General features: G+C 75.8%; 8 protein-coding genes and 1 pseudogene. 1 reads left to right on the forward strand and 8 read right to left on the reverse strand.

The features are described from left to right. From BUE45_RS33945 to eccD, 6 genes and pseudogenes are all read right to left on the reverse strand, one after another. A pseudogene (locus tag BUE45_RS33945) lies at positions 1–1570 on the reverse strand (hypothetical protein); the annotation flags it as partial. A 37-nt stretch (positions 1571–1607) separates the two neighbouring features. Beyond that, positions 1608–2021, reverse strand: coding sequence for a hypothetical protein (locus tag BUE45_RS28305; RefSeq protein WP_073383977.1), 414 nt, complete (start codon positions 2019–2021; stop codon positions 1608–1610). A gap of 84 nt (positions 2022–2105) precedes the next feature. Then, on the reverse strand, positions 2106–2402 hold the full coding sequence (locus tag BUE45_RS28310) for a WXG100 family type VII secretion target (protein WP_073383978.1): 297 nt from the start codon (positions 2400–2402) through the stop codon (positions 2106–2108). Between the two features lie 45 nt (positions 2403–2447). Further along, positions 2448–2774, reverse strand: coding sequence for a hypothetical protein (locus tag BUE45_RS28315; protein ID WP_073383980.1), 327 nt, complete (start codon positions 2772–2774; stop codon positions 2448–2450). 26 nt (positions 2775–2800) lie between these two features. Continuing rightward, a complete protein-coding gene (eccB, locus tag BUE45_RS28320) occupies positions 2801–4264 on the reverse strand; it encodes a type VII secretion protein EccB (RefSeq protein WP_073383981.1) in 1464 nt (487 codons plus the stop codon). A 3-nt stretch (positions 4265–4267) separates the two neighbouring features. Beyond that, positions 4268–5668, reverse strand: coding sequence for a type VII secretion integral membrane protein EccD (gene eccD, locus BUE45_RS28325; RefSeq protein ID WP_073383982.1), 1401 nt, complete (start codon positions 5666–5668; stop codon positions 4268–4270). Positions 5669–5916: 248 nt separating this feature from the next. Between eccD and eccCa the strand changes: the two genes are divergently transcribed. Beyond that, positions 5917–9909 (forward strand): type VII secretion protein EccCa, encoded by a 3993-nt coding sequence (gene eccCa / locus BUE45_RS28330; RefSeq protein ID WP_073383983.1) that lies wholly within the window; start codon positions 5917–5919, stop codon positions 9907–9909. A 54-nt stretch (positions 9910–9963) separates the two neighbouring features. Here eccCa and BUE45_RS28335 read toward each other — a convergent pair whose 3' ends face one another. Both BUE45_RS28335 and BUE45_RS28340 read right to left on the reverse strand, forming a co-directional pair. Next, complete coding sequence (locus BUE45_RS28335; protein ID WP_073383984.1) at positions 9964–11226, reverse strand: S8 family serine peptidase; 1263 nt, start codon at positions 11224–11226, stop codon at positions 9964–9966. A gap of 320 nt (positions 11227–11546) precedes the next feature. Then, positions 11547–22979, reverse strand: a complete 11433-nt coding sequence (locus BUE45_RS28340; RefSeq protein WP_073383985.1) for a WXG100-like domain-containing protein — start codon at positions 22977–22979, stop codon at positions 11547–11549. Positions 22980–23035: the final 56 nt, after the last annotated feature.

Raw genomic sequence — 23035 nt, forward strand, 5'->3', positions numbered from 1 at the left:
GGGCGATGGGGAGGCCGGTGTCGGGGTTGAAGGGGATTCCGTTGTCGTCGACGGGGAAGGGTTCGCCCGTTCCGGGGTCGATGGGCAGGCCGGTGGCGGGGTCCGTCTCCAGTCGGCGGGAGCGGCTGCCGCCACCGCTGATGGTGCTGCCGCCCGGTGGCAGCGGACCGCCGGGGAAGGGGAGGCCGCCCCCGCCGCCGGCGAGGTCGCTGATGGTGCTGCCGCCCTCGGGGACCCCGCCCGGCGGGAGGTCCGGGTCGAAGGCGCCGCCGCCCCCGCCGGGGCCGCCGGCGAGGTCGCTGACCGTGGTGACCTCGGGACCCGCGCCCGCCAGCCGGTCCGGGTCGAAGGCGCTGCCTCCCCCGTCGGGACCGCCTCCCCCGGGACCGCCCCCGTCGGGACCGCCGCCCAGGGGCCCGTTCTCGCCGAACAGGTCCTCCACGTTGAAGCCGCTGCCCCCGTCGTCGCCGGGGGGCCTGTTCCCGCCGAGCAGGTCCTCGATGTCGAACCCGTCGTCGCCGCCTCCGGTCCCTCCCCCGGTCCCGTCGCCGTCACCCCCGCCGATGGCCGGGTTCGGGGTGAAACCGGGCGGCAGCCCGCCCTGGGGGGAGCGGAACGGGTCGACCCGCCCGGACACCGCGGAGTAGGTCGTGCCGAGGGCGTTGTACAGGTTCTCCGCGGCGGTCCCCAGGGTGGACAGGTGGTCCAGCCAGACCTGCTGGACCGCGTCGTTGGCGTGGGTGTCGCTGCCGCCCAGCGTCGGCGCCCCCCAGACGCCGTCGGCGGTCAGCGGTATCTGGTAGCGGCCGTGCGGGTGGAAGGCGGTCGTCCACTGGGGCTGGGCGCTGAGGGTGGTGTTCTGGTACCAGTGCCGGATGGACCCCAGGAACGAGGCGCGGGGGTCGGCGTTCCAGCTCTCGTAGGCGGCGACGAAGCCGGCGACGGCCTCCACGATGCCGGTGCGGGTGTCGCTGATGCCCTGGCGGATGTCCTCCAGCTGGATCTGCATGTTGGTCAGCCGCATCGCCAGGTCGTACACCCGGGCGGCGAACATGCCGGCCGCGTTCCCCTGGAAACCGCCCTCGGGCTCGTCGATCCGCCGGTAGAGGGAGAACAGGCCGCTGTCGTTCGCCGTCCCGTCGCTGATCCCGGTCGTGGTGGTGAGGAAGGTGTTGAGGTTGCCGAGCCGGGTGGCCGCGTCGGTCTGGGACAGCACGCTGTACCCCGTGGAGTCCGCGCTCGCCTGCATGACACCGGTGAGCCGGTGCAGCCGCTCCCGGAACACCGACTCGGCGGACTCGCGCCCCTCCCACAGGCTCCGGTTGAACCGGTACCCCCAGGCGTGGTTCTGCCGGAGCCCGTTCCGCCAGCGGTGGCTGGGCTGCCACCACACGATGTCCCACTCGTGGGAGGCGAAGCTCCCGGGCGCGATGTGGTTGCGGATGTCGTACACGCCCTGGGAGAACCAGTTCTCGCCCGTGACGGTGCTCAGTGCGGGCATCGGCGGGTGGTTCCCGCCCTCCTCGCGGTCGGCGAAGATGTTCAGGTATCTGACGACTCGATCGGGCATGGTCCTCCCCGGCCCCTGTGCGTGCGGACGTTCCGGGTCAGGCCCCGGTCGCGGGCGGCGGGCTCGCGGGCGGCGGCCGGTCGCCCGTCGCCGAAGGCGATCCGATGATCGAGAGCAGCTGGGCCGCCGTCAGCTCCTCGTCCTCCTCCAGCCCGAGGAAGACCAGCATGTTGCTGTTGAGCCGGTCGGTGATGCGCCCCACCTCCTCCTGGAGCCCGATCAGCTCGGTGTGGACGGCCAGCAGGCTCGTGTCGAAACGCCCGCCGAGGATGCCCGCCTCCGGAAGGTGGGAGGGGTTGCCGATGCGCACGTGCGGTCCGTCCTGGCCCTCCCCGTAGTACTCGAACTCGGAGATGTGGGTGTTGAGGCCCGTGGAGAAGGGCGCCAGGTAGGTGGTGACGAACGACCGGACGGTCTCCAGGTCGATCGAGGTGATCGGGTCGGGGGGCATGGCGGCTCCTGCGCGCGACGGTGGTTCGGGGAGGGTGGCGGGCCCGCCCTACCGGGTGGCGGGCCCGCCGGGCGGGGCCCGGGCTCAGGCCAGGTTCCGCCACTCGTTGGCCTCGCGGTTGTCGGTCGTGCCGTAGTTGTCGCCCATGTTGCCGAGGGCGACCTGCGCGCCGTTCAGCAGCGTGCGCATGTCTTCGAGGTTGAGCGCCCAGTTCTGCATGGCCACGTCGTAGGACTCGGCGGTGGCGCCTTCGAGGTCGCTGCGCACGGCGGCCATCTGCTGCTGGAGGTCGTTCAGGGCGTTGGAGACCTCCGTGGTCTCCTGCTGGAGGTCGATCGCCCCCTGGCCCATGGCGTTGAAGTTGACGTGGAAACCCGACATGTTCTCGCTCCGTTCCGGGGTGGGGCGGGCTGCGGCGCGTGGGCCTCAGCTGCTCGCCTGGTTGGGGTTGAGCTGGCTGATCAGGGCCGAGCCCTCCAGGGTGTTGGTGTCCTCCACGGCGTGCATGGACTGGACGGTGCCGCCGAAGGTCTCGACCATCCGGCTCATGCCGTTGGTGATGAGCCGCAGCTCCTCCAGCCACAGCACCAGCGCCTCGCTGTAGGTGTTGGACGCACCGCCCTGCCAGCCCGCGCGCAGGGCGTCGCGGGCGGCGTCGACGCGGACGTAGACGGAGTCGCACCTGCCGTGCGCCTCGGTCATGGCCTCGCTGGCGATCCTGTTGGCTTCGTCGGTATTGCGCATCGTGCTCATGACGGCGCTCCTTTCTCCGCGGTCCCTCAGACCGCTTCCTGCGCTTGCCCCGGGCACGGCTGCGCCGCGGGGTCCTGGGGTGGGGTGAGGGGCTGGGCCGCCAGGCCCGGGTGCAGCACCGGCCCGGTGGGCAGCAGCCTGAGGATCGAGTTGGGGGTCGTCACCGCCCCCTCCTCCGTGTAGCCGAGGGCGGCGACCGTGTCCGCGTCCAGCAGCGGGAACTTGGCGGCGTCCTCGGTGACCAGGTAGTAGGTCGGAGCGTCGCTCGCCCCCGCCTCGGGGCTGGCCCGGACCAGCGCTCCGCCGCCCGCGGGCACGCCCACCAGGTCGGGGGTCGGGCACCCCGGGGAGATGCCGGGGACCTGTTGGACCGGCAGGGCCGTGATCGAGGCGTCGGGGGACAGGGCCAGCGACCGCTCCCCGGAGGGCCCGACGACCAGGCAGGGGTTGCCCGAACCCTCGGGGACGGCCTCGGGCGGGACGGCCGGCAGCCCGGGAGCCAGCGCCTCTCCGGCACCGGCGCCGGGGGCCAGCAGCCCCCGGACCTCTCCGGCGGCCAGCGGGACCGCCTCGGGCTCGGACCCCGTGTACACCTCCTCGCGGACGGCGGGGGAGGCCAGCAGGAGCGCGGCCTCGGTCACGGTGAGCGGGACCAGGCCCCGGTCGCCCAGCAGGTAGTCCTGGGCGGCGCCGTTGCCGGAGGGGACGGTGAACAGCGTTCCCACCCGGTGCTCCTCCAGCCCCGCGGCGTCGGAGGTCTCGCCCAGGCCGGGCACCTCCGGGGCGGCCAGCCGGGGCCCCTCGGGCACCGCGGCCAGGAAGGAGTCCGACACCGGCAGGGCGGGGACCGTGCCGTAGCCCAGGGCCTCCACGGCGCCGCCCGCCACGTCGAGTTCCAGGCGCCGGTCGGCCCACAGCAGGTGGTGGCGCTCGTCGGGACCGACCACCGCGACGGCGTACTCGGGGGGCGGCACGACCGTGCCCTCGGCGCCGTCCAGCGTCAGGGAGGTGCGGTGGGCGGCCTCCCCGGCGGGGGTCACCGCGCACAGCCGCCACACGGTGCCGACCTCGCCGGTGGGCAGGGAGTCGGGTGCCGCGGGGATGCCGACGGGGCCGCCGCGCGGCACCCCCTCCAGGGAGGCCTCCCGGACCAGGCTCACCGTCATGCCCTCCCCCTGGATGAGCCGGGCCGAGGCGTAGTTGTCCACCGGGCGCAGCACCCCCTGGGAGTAGAGGTAGGAGGCGCCGGTGTCGCGGACCAGGATGAGCCTCCCCTCCTGGCGCCAGGAGGCGGCGCCCCCGGGGAAGAGCAGGCCGAACACCAGGAACCCCACGCACAGGACGGCGCCCACCGCCAGGCCGGTGTACAGGGTGTTGCGGGTGCGGCGCAGGGGCGCGTCCACCGCGTTGGGGTCGGCCTCCAGCATCGCGGTGCCCAGCCGGCCCATCATGAAGTCGTGCGCCTGGGCCCTGTCGCGTCGTGACTGCACGGCTCAGCCCCCGACCGCGCGCAGGAGGCCGTACACCCCGAACAGCCCGAGGACCAGGGGGACGATCGCCACGCCCAGGACCGCCTGGAGGAGTTCGGCGGCCCTGCCCCAGTGGGGCAGCAGGCGCTTGCCCGGTACGGACCAGGACAGGACGGCCAGTGCCCCGGCGGTCGCCGCCAGGACCATCACCGCGACCAGGAGGGGGGTCCCCTCCGGGCCGCGGGTGAGGTACAGCACGAGTGCGACGGCGGCGGCCACCGGCGGTGCGAGGTGGGAGAGGCGCTGGCGTGCCGAGGACATCCCGCGCGTCTGGAGCAGGGTGACCAGGGCCGTCACGACGCACAGGGAGACCGCGACCCAGCCCCCGGTCCAGGCCAGGACGACCAGGCTGACCGTCAGGACGCTCCCGGTGGCGGCCAGCAGGGCGGTCTGGAAGTGGTCCGCCAGGGTGCCGCGCTCCAGGACCTGGCGCGCCGGGTAGGGGTCGATCTCCTCCTGGAGCTGTTCGGGGTTGGCGGGCAGGGACGGCAGCCGCATCCCCGACAGCCGGAAGGACAGCTGCGGGGAGAACGTCGCCACCAGCAGGGCGAGGGCCGCCGTGCCGCCCGCGGCGGCGCCGACCGTGGCCCCGGGGACGAACATCACCATGAGGGCGCCCAGCGCCACCAGCAGGTGGAACGCGAACACTCCGGTGAAGAAGGGCACCGAGCCGGCGACGGCGGCGACCCCCAGGGTCGTGGCGCCGGCCCCGGCCATGGCGCCGGTCAGGACCCGGGCGCCGGTCAGCAGCGTGCCCGGCTCCCCGGCGGTCAGGGCCGTGCCCGCCAGGGCCATGTACAGCACGGCGCAGGCCGCGAGCCCGGTCGAGGCGATCGGGTCGCCCATGGCCCGCGAGGCGGCCCAGGCGCCCAGCAGCATCAGCACCGCGCCGCCCGCGCCGGCGATCACCGTCAGCTGCTGGCGGTCTCCCAGGAACAGCACCAGGGCGCCGAGCAGCAGGGCGACCAGGGCCAGCGCCTGGAGCGTCGCCCGGGTGTGCGGGGGCGACCAGCGGTCGGGGCGGTCCGCGCTGCCGACCGCCACCCCGGCCACGAGGTCGTCGAAGTGGATGGGGGGCAGCTGGTCCCGGCGGGGCCGCAGGTAGAGGGTCTCGCCGTGGTAGAGCCCCAGGGAGGCCAGGGTCTCGCTCGTCGGTACGGGCTCGTCGCCGAGCTGTTGCAGGACCCAGCCGTCGTGGTCGAGCCCGCTCTCGTCGAGGTCCTCGCCGTCCTCGTCCTCCGCGTACAGCACGAGGGTGGGCAGCAGCTCGGCCACGGGCACGTCCGTGGGCACGGCGATCTCGAATGTGCGGTGGGGCGCTCGCACCACGAGACGACAGGGCTCCGCCCCAGAGGGGTCGCTCATCCGGTCTCCAAGCATGGAGGAAGTGTCGCTTAATGCCTGAAAAGTCACGGGCCTGGCGGAACATTAACAGGGTATCGGTGACTGTGGAACTGGATGAGCCGATTTTTCGGCCTTGTGTGAAGAACTTGACACTGGTAAGAGTATCAGGCCTGGTCGAATGAATGTCGGCAGAACGCCTTTCTGGCGCCTAGAGCCGAATTACCTTAAAAAATCCTTAAGGTTCAGCAGCCGTTCCGGAGGTACAGGTTTTGAGCACCATCCTCGTCCGGCGCCCGCCGCGCAGGCCGGGCCCGGACATGCCCTCGGGCGACATCAGCCTCCAGGAGCCCCCCGAGCTGTCAGAGCCGCAGTCCAGCGGCTCGTCCGTGTTCATGTACCTGCCGATGGCGCTCACGTCGCTGGCCATGATGATGCTGTTCATCCGCCCCGGATCCTTCGGCGGGGGCGGCAACGCCGGCGTCATGCCCTACGTCGCGGGAGGCATGATGCTCCTGGGCGCCCTGGTGATGCTCGGCGGCCAGTTCGTCCGCACGGCGCTGGAGCGGCGCCGCAAGCTCAACGGCGACCGGCGCGACTACCTGCGCTACCTCGCGCAGATGCGCACCCGGCTCCGGGAGGTGGTCACCGAGCAGCGCGACGCCATGCTCTGGCGGGCGCCCCACCCCGAGACGCTGTGGTCCCTGGTGCGCACCTCGCGCCTGTGGGAGCGGCGCGCCGGGGACGACGACTTCGCGGAGGCGCGCGTCGCGGTCGGCGAGCAGGCGCTGGCGATGAAGATCTCCCCGCTGTCCTCCAAGCCCGTCGAGGACCTCGAACCCCTCAGCGCCCACGCGCTGCGCCGGTTCATCCGGGCGTACAGCATGGTCGAGGACCAGCCCGTCTCCCTGTACCTGCGGGGCTACGCGCGGATCTCCGTGCGCGGTGAGGCGCGGGCCTGCCGCGGCCTGGTGCGCGCCCTGGCGGCCCAGCTCGCGGTCGTGCACGCCCCCGACGAACTGCGGATCGCCGTATGCGCCTCCGACGACGCCCGCCCGCAGTGGTCGTGGGCCAAGTGGCTGCCCCACCTCCAGCACCCCTCGGAGACCGACGCCGCCGGCAGCGTGCGCTACTTCGCCGGAGACGCCGACGACCTGGAGGCGCTGGCCGGGGACGGGCTCACGGACCGGCCCGGCTTCGACCCCCTCGCCTCCCCGGACCGCGAGGAGCCGTTCTTCGTCGTCATCGTGGACGGCGGCCGGGTCCCGGCCGGCTCGCGCCTGACGGGCGGCGGGTACCGCAACGCCGTCGTCATCACCGTGGACGACGGGGAACCGCTCCTGGACGACCCGGGCGTGCTCAACCTGCGTGCCACGCCCTCCTCGCTGGCCATCCTGGACCGGGACAACAACGGCCGTCCCGTGGAGACCCGCGTCGGCCGCCCCGACGCCCTCGGCGTGGTCGAGGCGACCGCCCTGGCCAGGATGCTGGCCCCGTACCGGATCAGCCTCTCCGCCGAGATCACCGAGCCGCTGACCACCGACTTCGAGCTGACCACGCTGCTGGGGATCCCCAACGTCCACCAGCACGACGTGGAGCGCGCGTGGAAGGCCCTGGGGCCGGCGCGCCGGCTGCGCGTCCCCGTGGGCATCTCCGAGGACGGGTCCCCCCTGGAGCTGGACCTCAAGGAGTCGGCGCTGGGCGGCATGGGCCCGCACGGCATGCTGATCGGCGCGACCGGCTCGGGCAAGAGCGAGCTGCTGCGCACCCTGGTCCTCTCCCTGGCCCTGACCCACTCCCCGGAGACCCTGAACTTCGTCCTGGTGGACTTCAAGGGCGGCGCGACCTTCATCGGCCTGGACGGGCTGAAACACACCTCCGCGCTGATCACCAACCTCGCCGACGAGGCCGTTCTCGTCGAGAGAATGCAGGACGCCCTGCACGGCGAACTCGTCCGCAGGCAGGAGCAATTGCGCACGGCGGGCAATTTCAGTTCCGTGCACGAGTACCAGAAGGCACGGGATACCGACCCGAACCTCGATCCGATGCCCACATTGTTCGTGGTCGTGGACGAGTTCAGCGAATTGCTGGCCGCGCACCGCGACTTCATGGACCTGTTCGTCATGATCGGCCGCCTGGGGCGCAGCCTGGGCGTGCACCTGCTGCTGGCCTCCCAGCGCCTGGACGAGGGCCGCATGCACCAGCTGGAGAGCCACCTCTCCTACCGGATCGGCCTGCGGACCTTCTCCGCCATCGAGAGCCGCGGCGTGCTCGGCGTCCCCGACGCCCACCAGCTGCCCTCCGCACCCGGCAACGGGTTCCTCAAGTGGGACACCGACACCCTCACCCGGTTCAAGGCGGCCTACGTCTCGGGCCCGCACCGCGTGGCGGCCCGCACCGCCCGGCGGGCGGCCACCGGGGGAGAGGCCGTCCCCTTCACCGAGCTGTACCGGATGCCGCGGGTCCCGGCCCCCTCCGTCGAGCCCGAACCGCAGGAGCGGGACGAGGGCGAGGCCCCGACCCTGCTGGCCGCGGCCCTGGAACGCCTCCGGGACAAGGGGCCGGCCGCGCGGGAGGTGTGGCTGCCCCCGCTGGGCACCCCGCCCCTGCTGGACGAGCTGCTGGCCCTGGTCGGCCGCGGGGTCGCTCCCGGTGGCCTGGCCTGGGGGGAGCACACCCTCCTGCGCGTCCCGGTCGGGCTCATCGACAGGCCGTTCGAGCAGGCCCGCCCGCCGCTGGTGGCCGACCTGGCGGGACAGGGCGGCCACGTCGGCATCGCCGGCGGCCCCCAGAGCGGCAAGAGCACGCTGCTCGCCTCGCTCATCCTGGCGCTGGCCCTGACCAACACCCCCGCCCAGGTGCAGTTCTACGGCATCGACCTGGGCGGCGGCGTCCTGCAGTCCCTGCGCGGGCTCCCCCACGTGGGCAGCGTCGCCTCGCGCACCGACGAGCGCCGCATCATCCGCACCGTCTTCGAGATGCAGGAGCTGATCACCCGCAGGGAGACGCTCTTCGCCGAGCACGGCATCGACTCCATGGCGACCTACCGGCGCAGGCGGGCCGCGGGGGAGTTCTCAGACGACCCGCACGGAGACGTCTTCCTGGTCATCGACGGCTGGGGCACCGTCCGCCAGGACTTCATGGACTCGGTGGCCTCGCTCATCCAGCTCGCACAGCGGGGGCTCACCTACGGACTGCACCTGATGGTCGCCTCGCCGCGCTGGGCCGACTTCCACACCGGCATCCGCGACCTGCTGGGCACCCGCTTCGAGCTGCGCCTGGGCGACCCGGTGGACTCCGCCGTCCACATGCGCGCGGCGCAGACCGTTCCGCGCGTCCCCGGCCGGGGCATCACGGAGGACAGGTCCCACTTCCTGACCGGGTTGCCCCGGGCCGACGGGATCGCCGACCCCCTCACCGTCACCGACGGGTCCGCCGAGCTGATCCGGCGCGTCGAGGCGGCCTGGGACGGGCCCCGGGCGCCGCAGGTGCGCACCCTGCCCCCGCTGGTGCGCGTGGAGGAGATGCCGCCGGTGGAGACCACCGACAACGGGGCCCTGCGCGTTCCGCTGGGGGTGGAGGGACGCCGGATGAAGCCGTTCGTCCACGACTTCTCCGCCACGCCGCACCTGCTCGTGGTCGGCGACACCGAGTCGGGCAAGACCAACGTCCTGCGCCGCGTCCTGGACGCCGTCACCCGCGACGCCGACCCCGACGGGGCCCGTGTGGTCCTGGTGGACCAGCGGCGCGGGCTGTTCGACGCGGTGCCCCGGGAGATGCAGCTCGGCTACGCGGTCTCCGCCGACAAGGCCCGGGAGCTGCTGGCCGCGTCGGCGCAGGCCATGCAGCAGCGGCTGCCCGGCCCGGAGGTCACCCCCGACCGCATCCGGCGCCGCGACTGGTGGCACGGGCCCGAGCTGTACATCGTGATCGACGACCTCGACATGGTCTCCGGCGGCGGGCCCAACCCGCTCGCCCCGCTGGCCCCCGTGTTCGCCCAGGGCGCCGACATCGGCCTGCACCTGGTCCTGGCGCACGCCGCGGGCGGTTTCGCCCGCAGGGTCTCCGGCGACCCGGTGATCCGCTCGCTCATCGACATGAACACCCCGGGCATCCTGCTGTCCTGCCCGCCGTCGGAGGGCACGGTGTTCGGCCTCCGCCCCCGCGTGCTGCCCCCCGGGCGCGCCATGTGGGTCTCGCGGCGCGACCCGGTCGAGGTGCAGCTCGCCCGCATGCCCGGGGAGGAGGGGACCGGGGGAGCCTGACGCCGAGAGGCCCGGGGGTGTGCGCCCCCGGGCCCCGACGGCTTCGCGGACCGCTCAGTCCCGCCGGCCGTCCCGCCCGCCGGTCCGGGCCGGGCGCCACCCGCGGGCGCGCCCGCCGGCGAGCACCGGGCGGGCCACCGCGGCCAGGGCCAGCAGCAGCACCGCCCCTCCCGCGGTGAGGAGCACCGGCAGGGACTCCATCGACCCCCGGTCCGAGGGGTCGGGGACGAACTCCGAGCCCTCCACCGCCTCACCCGGTCCGCCCGGGGCCGCGACCATCGCGCCCACCGGGTCGATCCGCCCGCTCCCGGTCACCGGGTCCGCCGGCCCCAGGGCCGACGGATAGGCGGTGGCCACCAGGCGCTCGCGCAGCAGCCGCGGGGTCAGCCCGGGTTCGCGGGACAGCAGCAGGGCGGCCGTCCCGGCGGCGAACGCGGCGGCCACCCCGTCGCCCTGCCCGGTCCGGTGCCCCTCGCCGCCCGGGCCGATGCCCAGGACCTGTGAGCCCGGCGCGATCAGGTCCACCCGGGCGGGTTCGGCCTCGCCCGGAACCAGCAGAACCTCCTGCACCACCGGTCGCCCGTCCGGGGAGTGGGAGGCCACGGAGAGCACCGTGGACTCGCGGGCGGGGTGCCCGGGCCGGGCGCCGTCGCCGCTCCACACCGAGGCGGGCGCCACCACCAGCACCCCCGCCTCCTCGGCGGCGGAGGCCGCTTCGCTCAGTTCCGCCGACCCCTCCGTGACCGCCGTGCCGACCACCGCCACACGGGCGCCGGACTCGGCGGCCGACCGGAGCGAGGCCGCCAGCCCGGCGGCCGTCACCTCGCCGGTCCGCGGGTCCCCCGTGGCCACGCCCACGATCCGGGCGGCGGGTGCCACGCCCACGAACCCGCTGTCCGGGCGGGGGCGGGCGGCGACGACCCCGGCCAGGAAGGTCCCGTACCCGCGGCAGTCCTCGTCCGTCGCGCCGCCGGTCACGGCGCCCTCCAGGGCGGGGGTCCCGGCGTCCAGGCCCGAGGCCAGGACCGCGACCGTCACCCCCTCGCCCCGCGCCAGGGCGTGGGCCTCGTCCAGGCCCAGGGCCCCGTGCGTCCAGGGCGCGTCTTCGATGACCCGGTCGGCGTCCTGCGCGCAGGACGCGTCGGAGACGTCGAGGACCTGCGGCACCGCGGTGTCGTCGGCCGCGGGCGGTGCCGGGGAGGGGTCGGCCGGCTGGGCGGCGGCGGCCACCGGTGCCAGGACCAGGGCCAGCGCGGTCGCGCCGCAGGCCAGCACGCGGCGCCGGCCCCCTCCGTGGGGTGCGCGGGGGTGATCCATGGACTCCATCCGGGAGGTGAGGGGGCGGCCGGACGCGGCGAGCGCCCAGCGTACCGGGTGTGCCGCCCTGAGGGGTGGTGTGCTCGGGAGGGCGGGAGGGTCGCCGACCACGGCGTGCGACCGGTGACGGCCGCCGTGGTGCGACCGCCCCGCGAACGCCTTCCTTCTCCCGGACCCGGACCGGCAGGGGCGGGCGCGGGCCCGTTCCCCGACCGGGCCCGGTCGGACGGCTCGGCCCCCGCCGGTCCGGCGGCGCGCGGGGGCCGCCGGGTGGACACGGCGGTCCCGTGCCCCGTCCGGGCGGGGGGACGCGAGGCCCTTCACCCGGAGCCGGACGGTTCGCTCGGGCGGCCCCTCGGGGGCCGCGGCCCTGGTGGCCGCGGACCCGGCGGCCTCGGCCGCGGGCCGGACGCGGACGCCCGCGGCGGGGGCTGTTCGACGACCACCTCCAGACGCAGCACCGCGCCCTCCACCCGCACCCCGGTGATCCGGTACACGACCCCCGGGGGCAGCAGCAGCTCGCGCTGGATGCCGATCGCGGCGTGGGGGCCCACCCACAGGCCGCGGGCACCGTGCCCGAGACGGATGCGCATGATGACGGGGAACATCGGACCGGGCACCGGGAGCGTGCCGAGCGAGGTCGACAGGAGTCCCGGCTCCGTGTGGGAGGTCCCCTCCAGCGCCTCCGGACGCGCGGGGTCGAACCCCTCCAGGAAACCGAGTTCGCGCACCCCGCGGGTGACCACGAGGCGCTCGGGCAGCGGTCGCCGGGTGGCGGCGTCCAGGCGGGCGAGTTCGGCGGCGTAGTCGGCGGCCGTCGGGTAGACGTTGCCGAAGGCCTGGAGGACCTGGCCGGTCCTGCCGCCGCTCATTCTGACCCTGTTCAGCGCCTCCTCGGGGGAGTCCGCCGCCAGGATGGGCCGGATCAGGTCCTCACGGCCGGCCCCGGCCGCGGCGTGGCCGCGCAGCTCGTCCACGGTGGGCCAGCGCATGCCGTTCAGCCGCAGCAGTTCGGTGGCCGCGCCCCCGCCGGCCAGCCAGCCGTCCAGGATGCCCTGGGCCCCGGCCGGTCCGCCGGGGGAGCGCAGGACGTCGTTGAAGATCCACGGAGTCCGGGTGTAGGTGTACACCGCCCGCTGCTGCTCGGGAGGCAGGGCGGCGAACGCGTGCGGGTTGTGGGCCGGGTCGTCCAGCGGCCCGTCGGCGTACGCGCCGATGGCCTCCGCGGTGTCCAGGACCAGGTATCCGGCCAGGGAGGGATCGTTCGCGCCGGTGGCGGGGACGGGGGCGGCCGGTACGGGCTGCGGAGGCCGGGAGCCCGCCCCGGGCACCGGGCCGCCGGGGGGCACCGGAAGCCGCTGCGCGGGCCGGCGCGGACCGGCGGGGCGGCCGGGGGCGGGGGCGCCGCCGGACCCCGGGGGTACCGGCAGGGACCGCCTGGGCGGGTCGCCGTCCCCGTCCAGGACGGGGAACGCCCGCACGGTCCGCTCGGGGCGCAGGAGTGCCTCCAGGGGGCCGTCCAGCTCCGCGGCGTGCCGGTGCGCGGCCCATCCCCTGGCCGCCTCGGCCCCGGCCAGCAGGGCGACGACGTCGGCGAGCCGGGGGGAGGACGCCCGATACCGCTCGGCCGACTCCCGCAGGTCCCGGGCGGCGGTGAAGTGCCCGGCCGCGGCCCGGTGGAGGGCACCGGCCTCCCGGACGATGGCCCTGGCCTCCTCCAGGCGGGACGAGAGGTCGGGGGTGTCGGTCAGCGCCGTGAGCACGGTGAGGGGCGGCTGTCCGCCCGCGCGCCGCTCCGCCGGAGCACCGGAGCCCCCGTCCTCCCCACGGTGCGGGAGGACGTTCCGCACCGTGCCGTCGGGGTCCAGGCGCGCGCGCAGCCGTGCCGCGGCTTCGGCCCGTTCCTCCGCGGCCCGGAGCAGTTCTCCCGCCTCCCGGCGCGCCGTCCCGGCGGCGGCGGTGAGCGCGGTCAGGGCCTGTTCCGCGCCATCCGCCGCGGTGACGGTGTCCCGAGCGCTCCGCAGGGCGTCCCGCATGCCCTGCTCGCCCTCCTCCAACCGGGTGCGCGCCTCGGCCAGCGGGTTCCCCGGGGCGTGCGGGTCCAGCCCGGCGAGCCGCAGGGTCCGCTCCGCCCCGGTCACGTCACTGCGCAGGAGCGGTTCGAGGCCGCGTCCGCGGTCCACGCCGTCCCGGGCGCTCGCGGCGGCGGTACGGGCGCTGTCCAGCAGGTTCCGCGACGCGTCGGCGTGCTCGCGCGCCCGCGCGGCCAGGTGTTCCACCCGGTCGAGGTGCTCCCCGGCGTCCCGTCGCAGTGCGGCGGCGTTCGCGGCCAGGGCGTCCACGCGTTCCAGGACGCCGGCGATCCGGGCTGCGCGCCGGTCGGTCGTGTCGGCCAGGGCGCGGTCCGCGTCCTCTCCGAGCCGCCGCGCCCCGTCGTCCAGGGGTTCCAGCCGTTCCCGGAGGGAGGCGGCGCCCCCGGCGGTCCGCCCCGTCCCGCCGGTGGCCTCCGACATCAGGCCCTCCGTCCGCTCGCGGGCCCCGGCCACGTCCCTGCGGACCCCCTCGATGCCGTTCCGGGTGCCGCGGACCGCCTCGGCGAACTCCCGGACCCGTTCGGCCGCCTCGGACGCCGCGTCGCGCGCCGCGGTCGCGGCGGCCGGACCAGCGGGGTCCGACCCGGTCGGCACCAGGTGGAGTTCGGCGGCGAACCGCTCCCTCAGGTGGTCCGACACCGTGGGCCCGTGGTCCGGGACCGTCGGCGCGGCCGGGGCCGGCGTGGGCCGGACGGTCGCGGGCGCCGCGGTGCCGTACGAGGCCAGCGCGCTCCGGGTGCGGTTCAGGGCGGCGGTCCACTCCCCGGTGCGCGTGTTGTAGCCGGCCAGGGAGGTCCGGTACCGCTGGACCTGGTCCCGGTACGCCTTCCGAGCCAGGTCCAGGACCCGCCGGGTGTGCAGGACGCTCCGCGGCCCGGGCCGCGGGGGCGCGCCGTCATCGTCGGCGGCCGGGGCGGCCAGGGACCGCCGGTGGTCCCGGTGCGCGCGGACGAGGTCCCGGACCGGGCCCTCCAGGTCCGTCCGGTCGCGCATGTAGTCGCCCTCCGCGTCGGCGAGTGCGGCGCGGGCGGCGTGGACGCCGTTGTTGAGGGTGCGCAGCTCGGGGGCCAGGTCCCGCGGGAGGACGCCCAGGCGGATCGCGTCGTTCTGGGTCACCCAGCCGCTGACCGTGTCGGCGGTCTCCCCGGACGCGCGCAGGGTGCCGCCCCCGCGTTTCCAGAACGGCGTCCCGACCCTGCTCTGGGCGGCCACCGCCCAGGTCACGTCGAACTCGACCAGGTACGCGGGGCCCGACCGGTCGTCCTCGGACTCGGGCAGGTGGGAGCTCTTGGCGGCCTCGCCCTCGGCGCCGGAGGACGCGCCGCGCGCGGTGGCCGGTCCGGGGGTCAGGCCCATGACCGCGGCGTGGTCCTCGTAGACCGTGGACTCGGTGTTCACCATGGCGGGGCGGACCGAGCCCTCCTGGCCGGTGGAGGCGGTGTACCCGGCGGAGGTGCCGGAGGCCTCCTCGGTGACCGCCTCCCGGCTCAGCCGCGAACCCGGGACGGTGTCCAGGATGCGGGCCCCGTGGAAGTCCGGCAGCGCCTTGAGCCGCCACTCGGTGTCGCCGATGGTGAGGATGGGCGTCCCCTCGGGGCGGTGCATCGCCTGGTGGAACAGGGCCTTGAGGGAGAGGGAGGCGGTGCTCTGGTCGACGGGTGTGTACAGCGGGTCGAGCAGCAGCCGGTCCGCGAGGAACGCGCGGGCCCGGGCCACCGCCCCGGGGGTATAGGCGCCGTCGCGGACGCCGTCCGGTCCGGGGTTCCAGTTCAGGGAGCGGGCGACCACCACGATCGCCGTGTCCCTCAGGGCGTCCGTGTCCGTCCCCACGGAGGCGGGCAGCAGCAGGAGGTCGGCGGGCACGTCGGGCAGGGCTCCGGCGTCGGCCGCGCGCCGGGAGGCGGTGGTCCGCCGCGTCCACTCCGCCAGCACCTCGGCGGGCGACCCCTGCTCCGCGTCGTGGGCGTCCGGGTCCGGCTGCTCGGGGCGCTCGGGGACCGCACCGCCCGCGGCGGCGGCCCCGCCCGCGGCGGCGGCCGTCGCCGGACCGGAGAAGTCGATGTAGGGGTAGGGGTAGGTGGTCCGGACCGTGCCGCCGGTGCCGGTGCCGGTGACGTCCAGCCCGGCGCCGTCGACCAGCCGCAGGGAGACGGTCGTGTCCTGCTCCAGCTTGACGTAGGGACCGAAGATGTCCAGGCGGACCCTGTGCTCCTCCCCGCTCGTCCGCTTCTGCGTCCGGCTGTCGGTGTGGCCCGCGCTCCGCCCGGCGGCGGGGGTGACGAACAGGGGCCGCTGCCCGGGCTGGTCGTCGGGCCCGCTCTCGTCGCCCGTGAACGGGGTGGGCTGGAGCAGGACCGCCTCGACGGAGGAGGAGCCGCCGGTGGCCCGGGTGTCGGTGTGGGAGCCTCCGGTCTTCCAGGAGTGCGACTCGATCATGGCGTCGGAGGAGGCCATGTGGTCCACGGTGGTGCTCCGGGCGTCCACGAGGGTGCTCAGGTGCACGCGTGCGTCGCGGGCCCGGCGCATCGGCCGGGGGAGGGCGGCGTCCTCCACCGGGTCCGGGCCCAGCGCGCGGACGCGCACCGGAACCGGCGTGGTGTCGTCGGTGGCGTTGCCGAGCTGGGTGGTCAGCGCCTGGAGCAGCCGTTCCCGGCTCTGGGCGGTCAGCTCCAGGCCCTGGTCGGCCAGGCGGGTCGCGAGGTCGTGCAGCGCCGCGGTCGGGTCCGCCGGCTGGGCGCGCCGGCCCGAGGACTCGAAGCCGGGACGGACCCGCGCGTGGGCGGGCTTGTCCGGGTTCGGCTGGCCGTCCAGGTCCAGGCCGCCGTCCTCGCGCTCGGTGACCCGGTCCAGGACCACGCCCGCCTCCTGGGCGTCCCGCGCCGACACGTACCCCGAGAGCAGGTCGGGGACCTGCGCCGTCCACCCCCGGAACCTCGTGTACCAGGTGCCCGGGGCCAGGATCCCCCAGTTCTTCATCAGCTCCGCGGCCTGCGTGATCCGCCCCGAGACCCGGTAGGCGTACGCCGTCATGTGCTTGGGCACCAGGATCACCGTCGAGGAGAACGACGCGGTCACGGTGTCGGTGAGCCGGGAGGAGAAGAGGTTCCAGGTGTGGCCGGGCGCGCCCAGGGGGATCGGGCCGACCGCGGCGCCGGGGGTGAGCCGGTTGACGGGGTCGTTCTCCTGGACCTCCCTGTCCACGTGGCGGTTGGTCGTCCCGGCCGCCCCGCCGCCCACCCGGGCGTCCACGCTGCGGGAACGGGTGGCGGCGGAACTCATGTTCAGGGTGGTCTCGCCGGCCATGATCATCTGGGCGCGGACCTGCTGGAGGTCCTCGACCGCCTCGGGCTCGACCCGGGTGGCGGTGGTGAAGCGGACGTCGTGCGGGGAGAAGAGGCCGCCGCTCATCTCCTCGCGCGAGCGCACGCCGGTGCGCGAGGTCAGTCCCGGGCCGGAGGACAGCGTGTCGGACGAGAGCAGGTTCTCCAGGGAGGAGCGGCCCGAACTCCCCGTCTCCAGGAACCTGCGGAGCTTGCGGCCGAAGCCGTCGAAGACCGCGAACGGGCCGCGCCGCGGTCCGATGATCGTCCGGTACGTGTTCCGCAGCACGTCGCCGCCGCCCCGCCCGGGCAGGTCGGTGGCCACGCGGGTCGGGGTCCCGCCGGCCCGCAGCAGCCGCCGGGCGCGCTCGCGTTCGGGCGTCGGGGCGGGTTCGGGGGGCTCGGCCTCGCGGAAGAGGTGGCCGCCGACCATCCGCCTGGCCCGGTCGGTGTCGAGCGGTTCGACCCCGGGCGCCTGCCCGGTGCCCGGCACGGTCCCCCCGTCGGTCGCGGCCGTTCCGCCGTCGGCCGTCTCCGCCCCGGCCTCCTCCGCGATCGTGGGCAGCGCGGGCCGTCCGGCGGTCCCCGGGGGCCGGGGCTCCACCGGGGCCGTACGTGCGCGCGCCGTGCTCAGGGAGACGTGCGCGTCCAGGGCGGCGCTGGGCAGGGGCACGCCCCCGCCCCCGCGGGTCAGGTCGTCGGCGTCGTACTCGTGCAGGCGCGCACTGAAGGCCACGTCGCCCTCCCAGCGGTCCGATCCGCCGGGGAAGAAGAGGTACTCGTCACTGGTGTGGGACAGCCCCAGCGACCGGCTGACCGACCGGCCCAGGGTGCCGGTCAGGGAGGCCGACACCGAGCCGAACCGGGAGGGCAGGCCGCGTGCGTCCTCCGTCGGGGGGCGCAGCTGGCCGAACCCCGCGCCCAGCGAGAGGCTGTGCGTGGACCCCTTGCCCCGGGAGGAGGAGGCCCCGGCGGAACCCCCCGAGCGCGCCCCCGTCTGGGTGCGGACCTCCCGGTGGTGCCGGAGCGCGCCGAAGTCGGCGTGGACCCGCACGGTCACCGTGTCCGGGCGCAGCAGCTCCCCCCGGCGCAGCATCAGCCCCGGGTCCACGGTGGCGTCCTCGGTCAGGTGGATCGCCAGTCCCCCGGGGGAGGCCAGCTCGCCCGGCCGGGACCGCAGGGACGCCTCCGACAGCGCCTCCAGCACCCGCATCGTGTTGTCCCGGGCGATGTCCCGGCTGCGGCGGAACCCCCACCGCTCGCGCAGGGTCCGCTGGAGGAACGTGCCGTCCGCCCGCCGGCGCGCGTAGTCCGTGCCGGTCCGGGCCAGGTCCGGGATGACCATGCCGGGGTGGACGGCCGCGATCTCCTGGAGCACGTTGTACGCCAACCGCTCGTAGACCGTGAACCCGTCGGGGTCGGCGCCGGTGCGGGTGTACCCCGTCACGGTCGCCCCGGTGAAGTCGGTGACGCGGTCCCGGCGCAGGTTGAGGAACGGCGGTCGCGGGGCGTCCGGGTCCGGGGCCGGCACCGCGCCGTCCGTCCCGGTGGCCGCCCGCTCCCACTGGAGCGCGTCGGACACCGGGACCAGCTCGGTGCCCTCCCCCCGGAACAGGGTGGGCTCCGCGTCGCCCTCCACCCGCACGCTGAACTCGCGCCGCACGTCATAGGGGACGACGTCCTCGCCCTCCGCGACCGCGCGGGTCATGGTGCGCCTGGACCCGCTCTGCCTCTGGTCGTGGGTCTTGCTCCGGGACCGGTTGTAGCTGTACTCCAGCGTCGGTGCGTCCATGCGCAGCGTGTGCCCGCTGGGAAGCTCGAACGCCGCGCCGAAGCCGGCGCCGATGCTGAACCCCCGGGACCGGGACCGGGTGCCGGAGTGCCCGGAGGAGCGGTCCACGGTGTCGAACCTGCTGAACTCGGAGACCTTGGGCGTGTGCCTGCGGGCCGTGGCCTCCAGCGGCCTGCTCGACAGCCGGACCATGCGGTCGCCCCCGCCGGGGCCGGACAGGGTCAGGGTGACCGAGCCGGCGCTCATGCCGGGCAGGAGGTCCTGGAGCCTCTCCCGGGACAGGGCCTCGCGGATGGACGCGCGCAGCGTCTCGCGTTCCTGCGCCTTCCGGGCGTTGCCGCCGTCGTTCCCGCGCGGCACCAGCCGCTCGGCCACCCAGTCGCCGAGCGCGGTCCTGGTGGGAGTGCCGTCCCGGACGGTCTCGTGGACGACCTCGCCGAGCGTGAGCGGCAGCCCGCCGTGCTCGGTCCGCGGGGCGCCGTCGGCGGGGAAGACGATGTGGCGCGGGGCCCGGGACGAGGAGTCGGAGACCTCGCCCTGCAGGGCCAGGGCCATGCCCTCGCGCACGAGGGCGACCTCCCCGAAAGGCCCGGTCAGGGTCGGGTGCCCGGCGGGCGGTGTCACGGTGGTGTCCAGCCGCAGGTCCGCCGTGTACAGGAAGACCGGGGACGCGTTCTCGATCGCGGTGGCCGCGGTGGTCTTGACGGACGCCGAGGTGGCGGTGGAGCGCGCCCCCTGGGAGAACTTCCCGCCCAGGCTGAAGTTGGGTCCGATGGAGGCGCCTGTCAGGGCGTCGACGCCCAGGAACACCGGGTTGGCGCTGAACTTGAGGTTCACGGTGCGGCCCGAACCGGTGGAATTCGCCGTGGAGGCGCCGGTGGTGTGACCGCGCTCGTGGCCGCGGCTGAGCAGGTACTGGGGGGATTCCCCGTCGGTGTCCGCGGGGAGCAGGCGGTAGGCGTTGCGGTCGGAGCGAAGGCGCACGTCGGCCGTCCACTCCAGCCCGTCGAGGGTGAAGGAGACGCGGTGCCCCGGCTCCCGGAGGAAGGGGGGCACGCCCACGCGCGCGATCTCCGCGTCCAGGGCCCGCAGGAGCGCGGTGTTCTCGGCGTCCGTCAGCGCGGTGCGTCCCGTGGACCGGTCGGTGCCGACCGCCGAGGACAGGTGGTCGGCGAACACCAGCCGCGGGCCCACCAGGCGCGGGGCGTCCAGCAGGTAGTCCAGCTCGTAGACCGTTTCGGGACGGGGGGTGCCCGCGCCGTCCCCGGGCGGCGGGGGGCCGCCCTCGCCGCCCCCGCCCGTGGCGCGGCCCGCGGCTCCGCCGGAGTCCCCGCCGCCGTGTCCCTGGACGCTCGGCCCCGGGGCGTCCACCCCCTGAAAACGCATCATGTTGACCTGGACGGGGGTGCCGTCGTCCAGCACCGCGCGCAGCCGGTCGTGGAGGTCGTCCGCGTGCCTCTCGGCGGCCAGCCCGTGCTCGCGGGCGTCCTCGGCCATCGCCGTGTACAGCGTCGCCGTCCAGGGTGTGTCCGTGCCCTGCCGGCCGGCCTCGTGCCGCAGGTCCAGAGCCCGGGCGAAGTGCAGCCCGGCCCGGGCGCGGGCCTCGCGCACCTCGGCCAGGAGAGCGCGTGCGGTGTCCGTGTCGGGGCGGAACGCGCCGCCGGACACGGCCCGGTACGCCTGGACCGGGGTGCTCGCCCCGCGGTCCCCGTCCGGGTCCCCGCCGGCGCCGTCCCGGTCGCCGCCCGGTCCGCCGGCGGGCGGCGGGCCGGTGTCCTCCGGGGCCGGGGATGCCCGCCGCTCCGGTTCCCGGGGGAGCTCCCCGGGCGCCTCGGCCGACGAGACGGGCCGGTCGCGCGGTGTGTCCGTGCCCGGGGAGGCGGCGGTCGCCGTCATGGTCGGGACCGGCTCCGCGGGGTCGAGGAGCCGTGCCTGCATGGCCTTGAGCGTCGCGAAGTTCCGGTCGGCCCGTTCCCGGAGCCGGTGGTGCCCGGTGACCTCCTCGTGCAGCCGGGCCGCGTCGGGGTGGTCGGGGGGCAGACGCCGCACGTCGGCGTCGAGCCGCTGGGCCTCCCGGAGGTGGGCGAGGGAGTCCTGGAGGGCCGCGAAGATGCCGCGCTGCAACCGCTGGGCGGCGTCCAGCCGTACCCGGGCGGGCAGGAGCCGGGAGGCGTCCGCCGGCGCGGTGCGCCCGCCGTCCCCCGCGACGGGGGACGGCGGCGGCACGGGCGGCTCGTCCCGCCGTCCGGAGGCGCCGCCCGCGGCCTCGGAGCCGGTGCGGGGGCCGTCCGCCGCCGGGGCGCGCCCCTCCCGGTCCGGCCCGTCGGCCTCGGGGGCCTCGGCCGGCGCGGGGCCGTCCTGGCCGGACGCGTCACCGCGTGGCGGTGCGGCGCTCCCGGATGCCGCCGGGGCGGTGCCGGTGCCGGGCGAACTCTCGGTGCGGGCGGTGCGGACGCCGTCCGCGGCCGTGCCCACGCCGTCGGCGGCGGGTGGCGGCGGGCCGTCGCCGGAGAACCGGGGCGCGGTCTCGCCGTCGGCGAGGAGCGAGAAGAAGGCCTCGTCGAACGCGGTCCGCCCGCCCCCCGCGGGTCTGTCGGCGGCCCCGCCCCCGTCGTCGTGCACGGCGGGGGGCGGGGCGGTGTCCCCATCGGCGCGTCGGCGGGCCTCGGGCCGGGGACGGTCGTCGCCGCGCTCGCGGATCGTGCCGTCCCTGGCCCCGGTGTCGCGGCCGGCGTCCGGGGACGCGGGCCGCGGACCGCTACCGCGCTCGGTGCCGGGGGCGGGGGCGGTGCCCTGGCCCGCCGGGGCGGTGGCCGTGCCCGTCCCCGCGCCTGTGGCGGCGACGGGGGGCGGCGCGGGGGCGTTCTCCGGGGCGGGGCCCTCGCCGTCCCGGTCCGCGGGGCGTCCGCCGCCGTCCGACTCCGTGGCGGGGGGCGCGATGCCGTCGCCGGGGCGGGGGGATCCGCCTCCGGTGCCCCCGTCCAGCCCCGGGTCCGCGACGGGCACGTCCTCCCCGGACGCGGGTGGCGGGCCGTCGGCGGGGTGCGCGGGGACCGGGGCGGAGTCGAGGCGGTCGCGCACGCCGTCGAGTTCGTCGGCGAGGTCGGGCCGGTCGAGCCGGTCGATGCCGCTGATCATGGCGGAGGTGACCGTGTTGGACAGCACGCTCTCGACGGCGCCGGTGAACGCGGAGGACGGGTCGGCCTTCCACTCGCCCGTGGTGATGCCGTTGGCGAGCAGGTCGCCGGTGTAGCCGGCCAGGGCACCGTTGACGGCGGCGTCGCCGCCGACGGTGTTGAGCCGGGTGGTCCAGTGCTCCCCGAACCGGGCGACGCCGCTCGTCAGCGTTCCGGGCACGGTTTCGGCGAGGTGCCGGTTCACGGTCGGCGGCAGCCCGGAGTCGGCGAGCGCGCGGTGGAGGGCGGGGACCAGGTCGGGGGTGCCCCAGTGGCGCATGAAGGCGTCGGCGTAGCCGCGGCCCAGGTCCCGCGCGGCCTGTTCGCCGACCTCGGATCCGAAATTGCGCTGGAACACCCCCGCCAGGTCGTCGCGGAACGCCGCGGCCGAACCGGTGGCCTGCCAGGGCAGTTGTCCCAGCCCGCGGTCGGGGTCGAAGGGGACGGCGAGGGAGTCGCCGTTGCGGGTCAGCACCTCGGCCAGGTCCCGGTTGACGGCGTCCCACGCCTCGCGGGCCGGGGGCGGAGCGGCGTCGCGTCCGGGCGGGCGCGTTGTGCCGGGGGGCGCATCGGGGTCGGGCGTGCTCCGGGCCGGGGGCGGCACGGGGGTGTCGCGGACCGGGGCGGGCGCGGGCGCCGCGGTGCGCGGGGGCGGCGGCAGGTCGCGGAGGTTGCGCAGGGCGGTGGTGAGGAACGTGCGGAACTGGCGGCTGAGCAGGGCCGACAGGCCGGTGGACAGGAACGCGGAGACGATGCCGCTGATGGCGGCCCCCACGTGTGCGCCGGAAGTGAGGTCGCCGTCGTGGTGGTCGCGGGTGCCGTTGCCGATCTGGATGCGCTGGATGATGGAGTCCAGCGAGGCGAACAGCTGGGCGATGATCTGGTGCGGCACGGCGGTGGAGACGGCCCACAGCAGGATCCGGCCGATCATGAGCGACCGGAGCCGCTGGAACATCGGGATCCAGTTCAGCGAGGCGCCGAAGGTCCACTTGGCCATGGCGATCGCGAACGCGATCTCGGCGAGCAGGGCGACGAGCTGGCCCCAGATCATCATGACCGTGTACTCGGCGGTGGCGGCGCCCTCGCGCATGCTGCGCGACAGGGTCGAGGCCAGGTCCGAGGACTGGCCCACGTAGTCGTTGCGCCCGGTGGTGAACTGGTCCAGCGCCTGTGCGTAGTACTCCGAGGTGCGTCCGTCGAAGGTGTCCTGGACGCGGCGGCGGGACGCGGCGATCATCGGGCCGAGCTCGTCGAGCCTGCGGGCCATGTCGGCGTAGTGCTCGCCCAGGGCGCGCATCGCGGCCGGGTCGGCGGTGGGGTACTGGATGCCGGTCAGGCCGTAGAGGAGGTTCCTGGCGTCCTGTGTGGGCACGGGCCATCCCCTTCACCGTCACGGGGCCCTCGGCCGCGCTGTACCGCCCGTCTCGG

The organism is Nocardiopsis flavescens, from assembly GCF_900141985.1.
GTDB lineage: Bacteria > Actinomycetota > Actinomycetes > Streptosporangiales > Streptosporangiaceae > Nocardiopsis > Nocardiopsis flavescens.

Excerpts from the sequence above, each read along its gene's own strand:
- BUE45_RS28305 (WP_073383977.1), bottom strand. The coding sequence starts at position 2,021 with ATGCCCCCCGACCCGATCACCTCGATCGACCTGGAGACCGTCCGGTCG.
- BUE45_RS28310 (WP_073383978.1), bottom strand. The coding sequence starts at position 2,402 with ATGTCGGGTTTCCACGTCAACTTCAACGCCATGGGCCAGGGGGCGATC.
- BUE45_RS28315 (WP_073383980.1), bottom strand. The coding sequence starts at position 2,774 with ATGAGCACGATGCGCAATACCGACGAAGCCAACAGGATCGCCAGCGAG.
- eccD (WP_073383982.1), bottom strand. The coding sequence starts at position 5,668 with ATGAGCGACCCCTCTGGGGCGGAGCCCTGTCGTCTCGTGGTGCGAGCG.
- BUE45_RS28335 (WP_073383984.1), bottom strand. The coding sequence starts at position 11,226 with ATGGATCACCCCCGCGCACCCCACGGAGGGGGCCGGCGCCGCGTGCTG.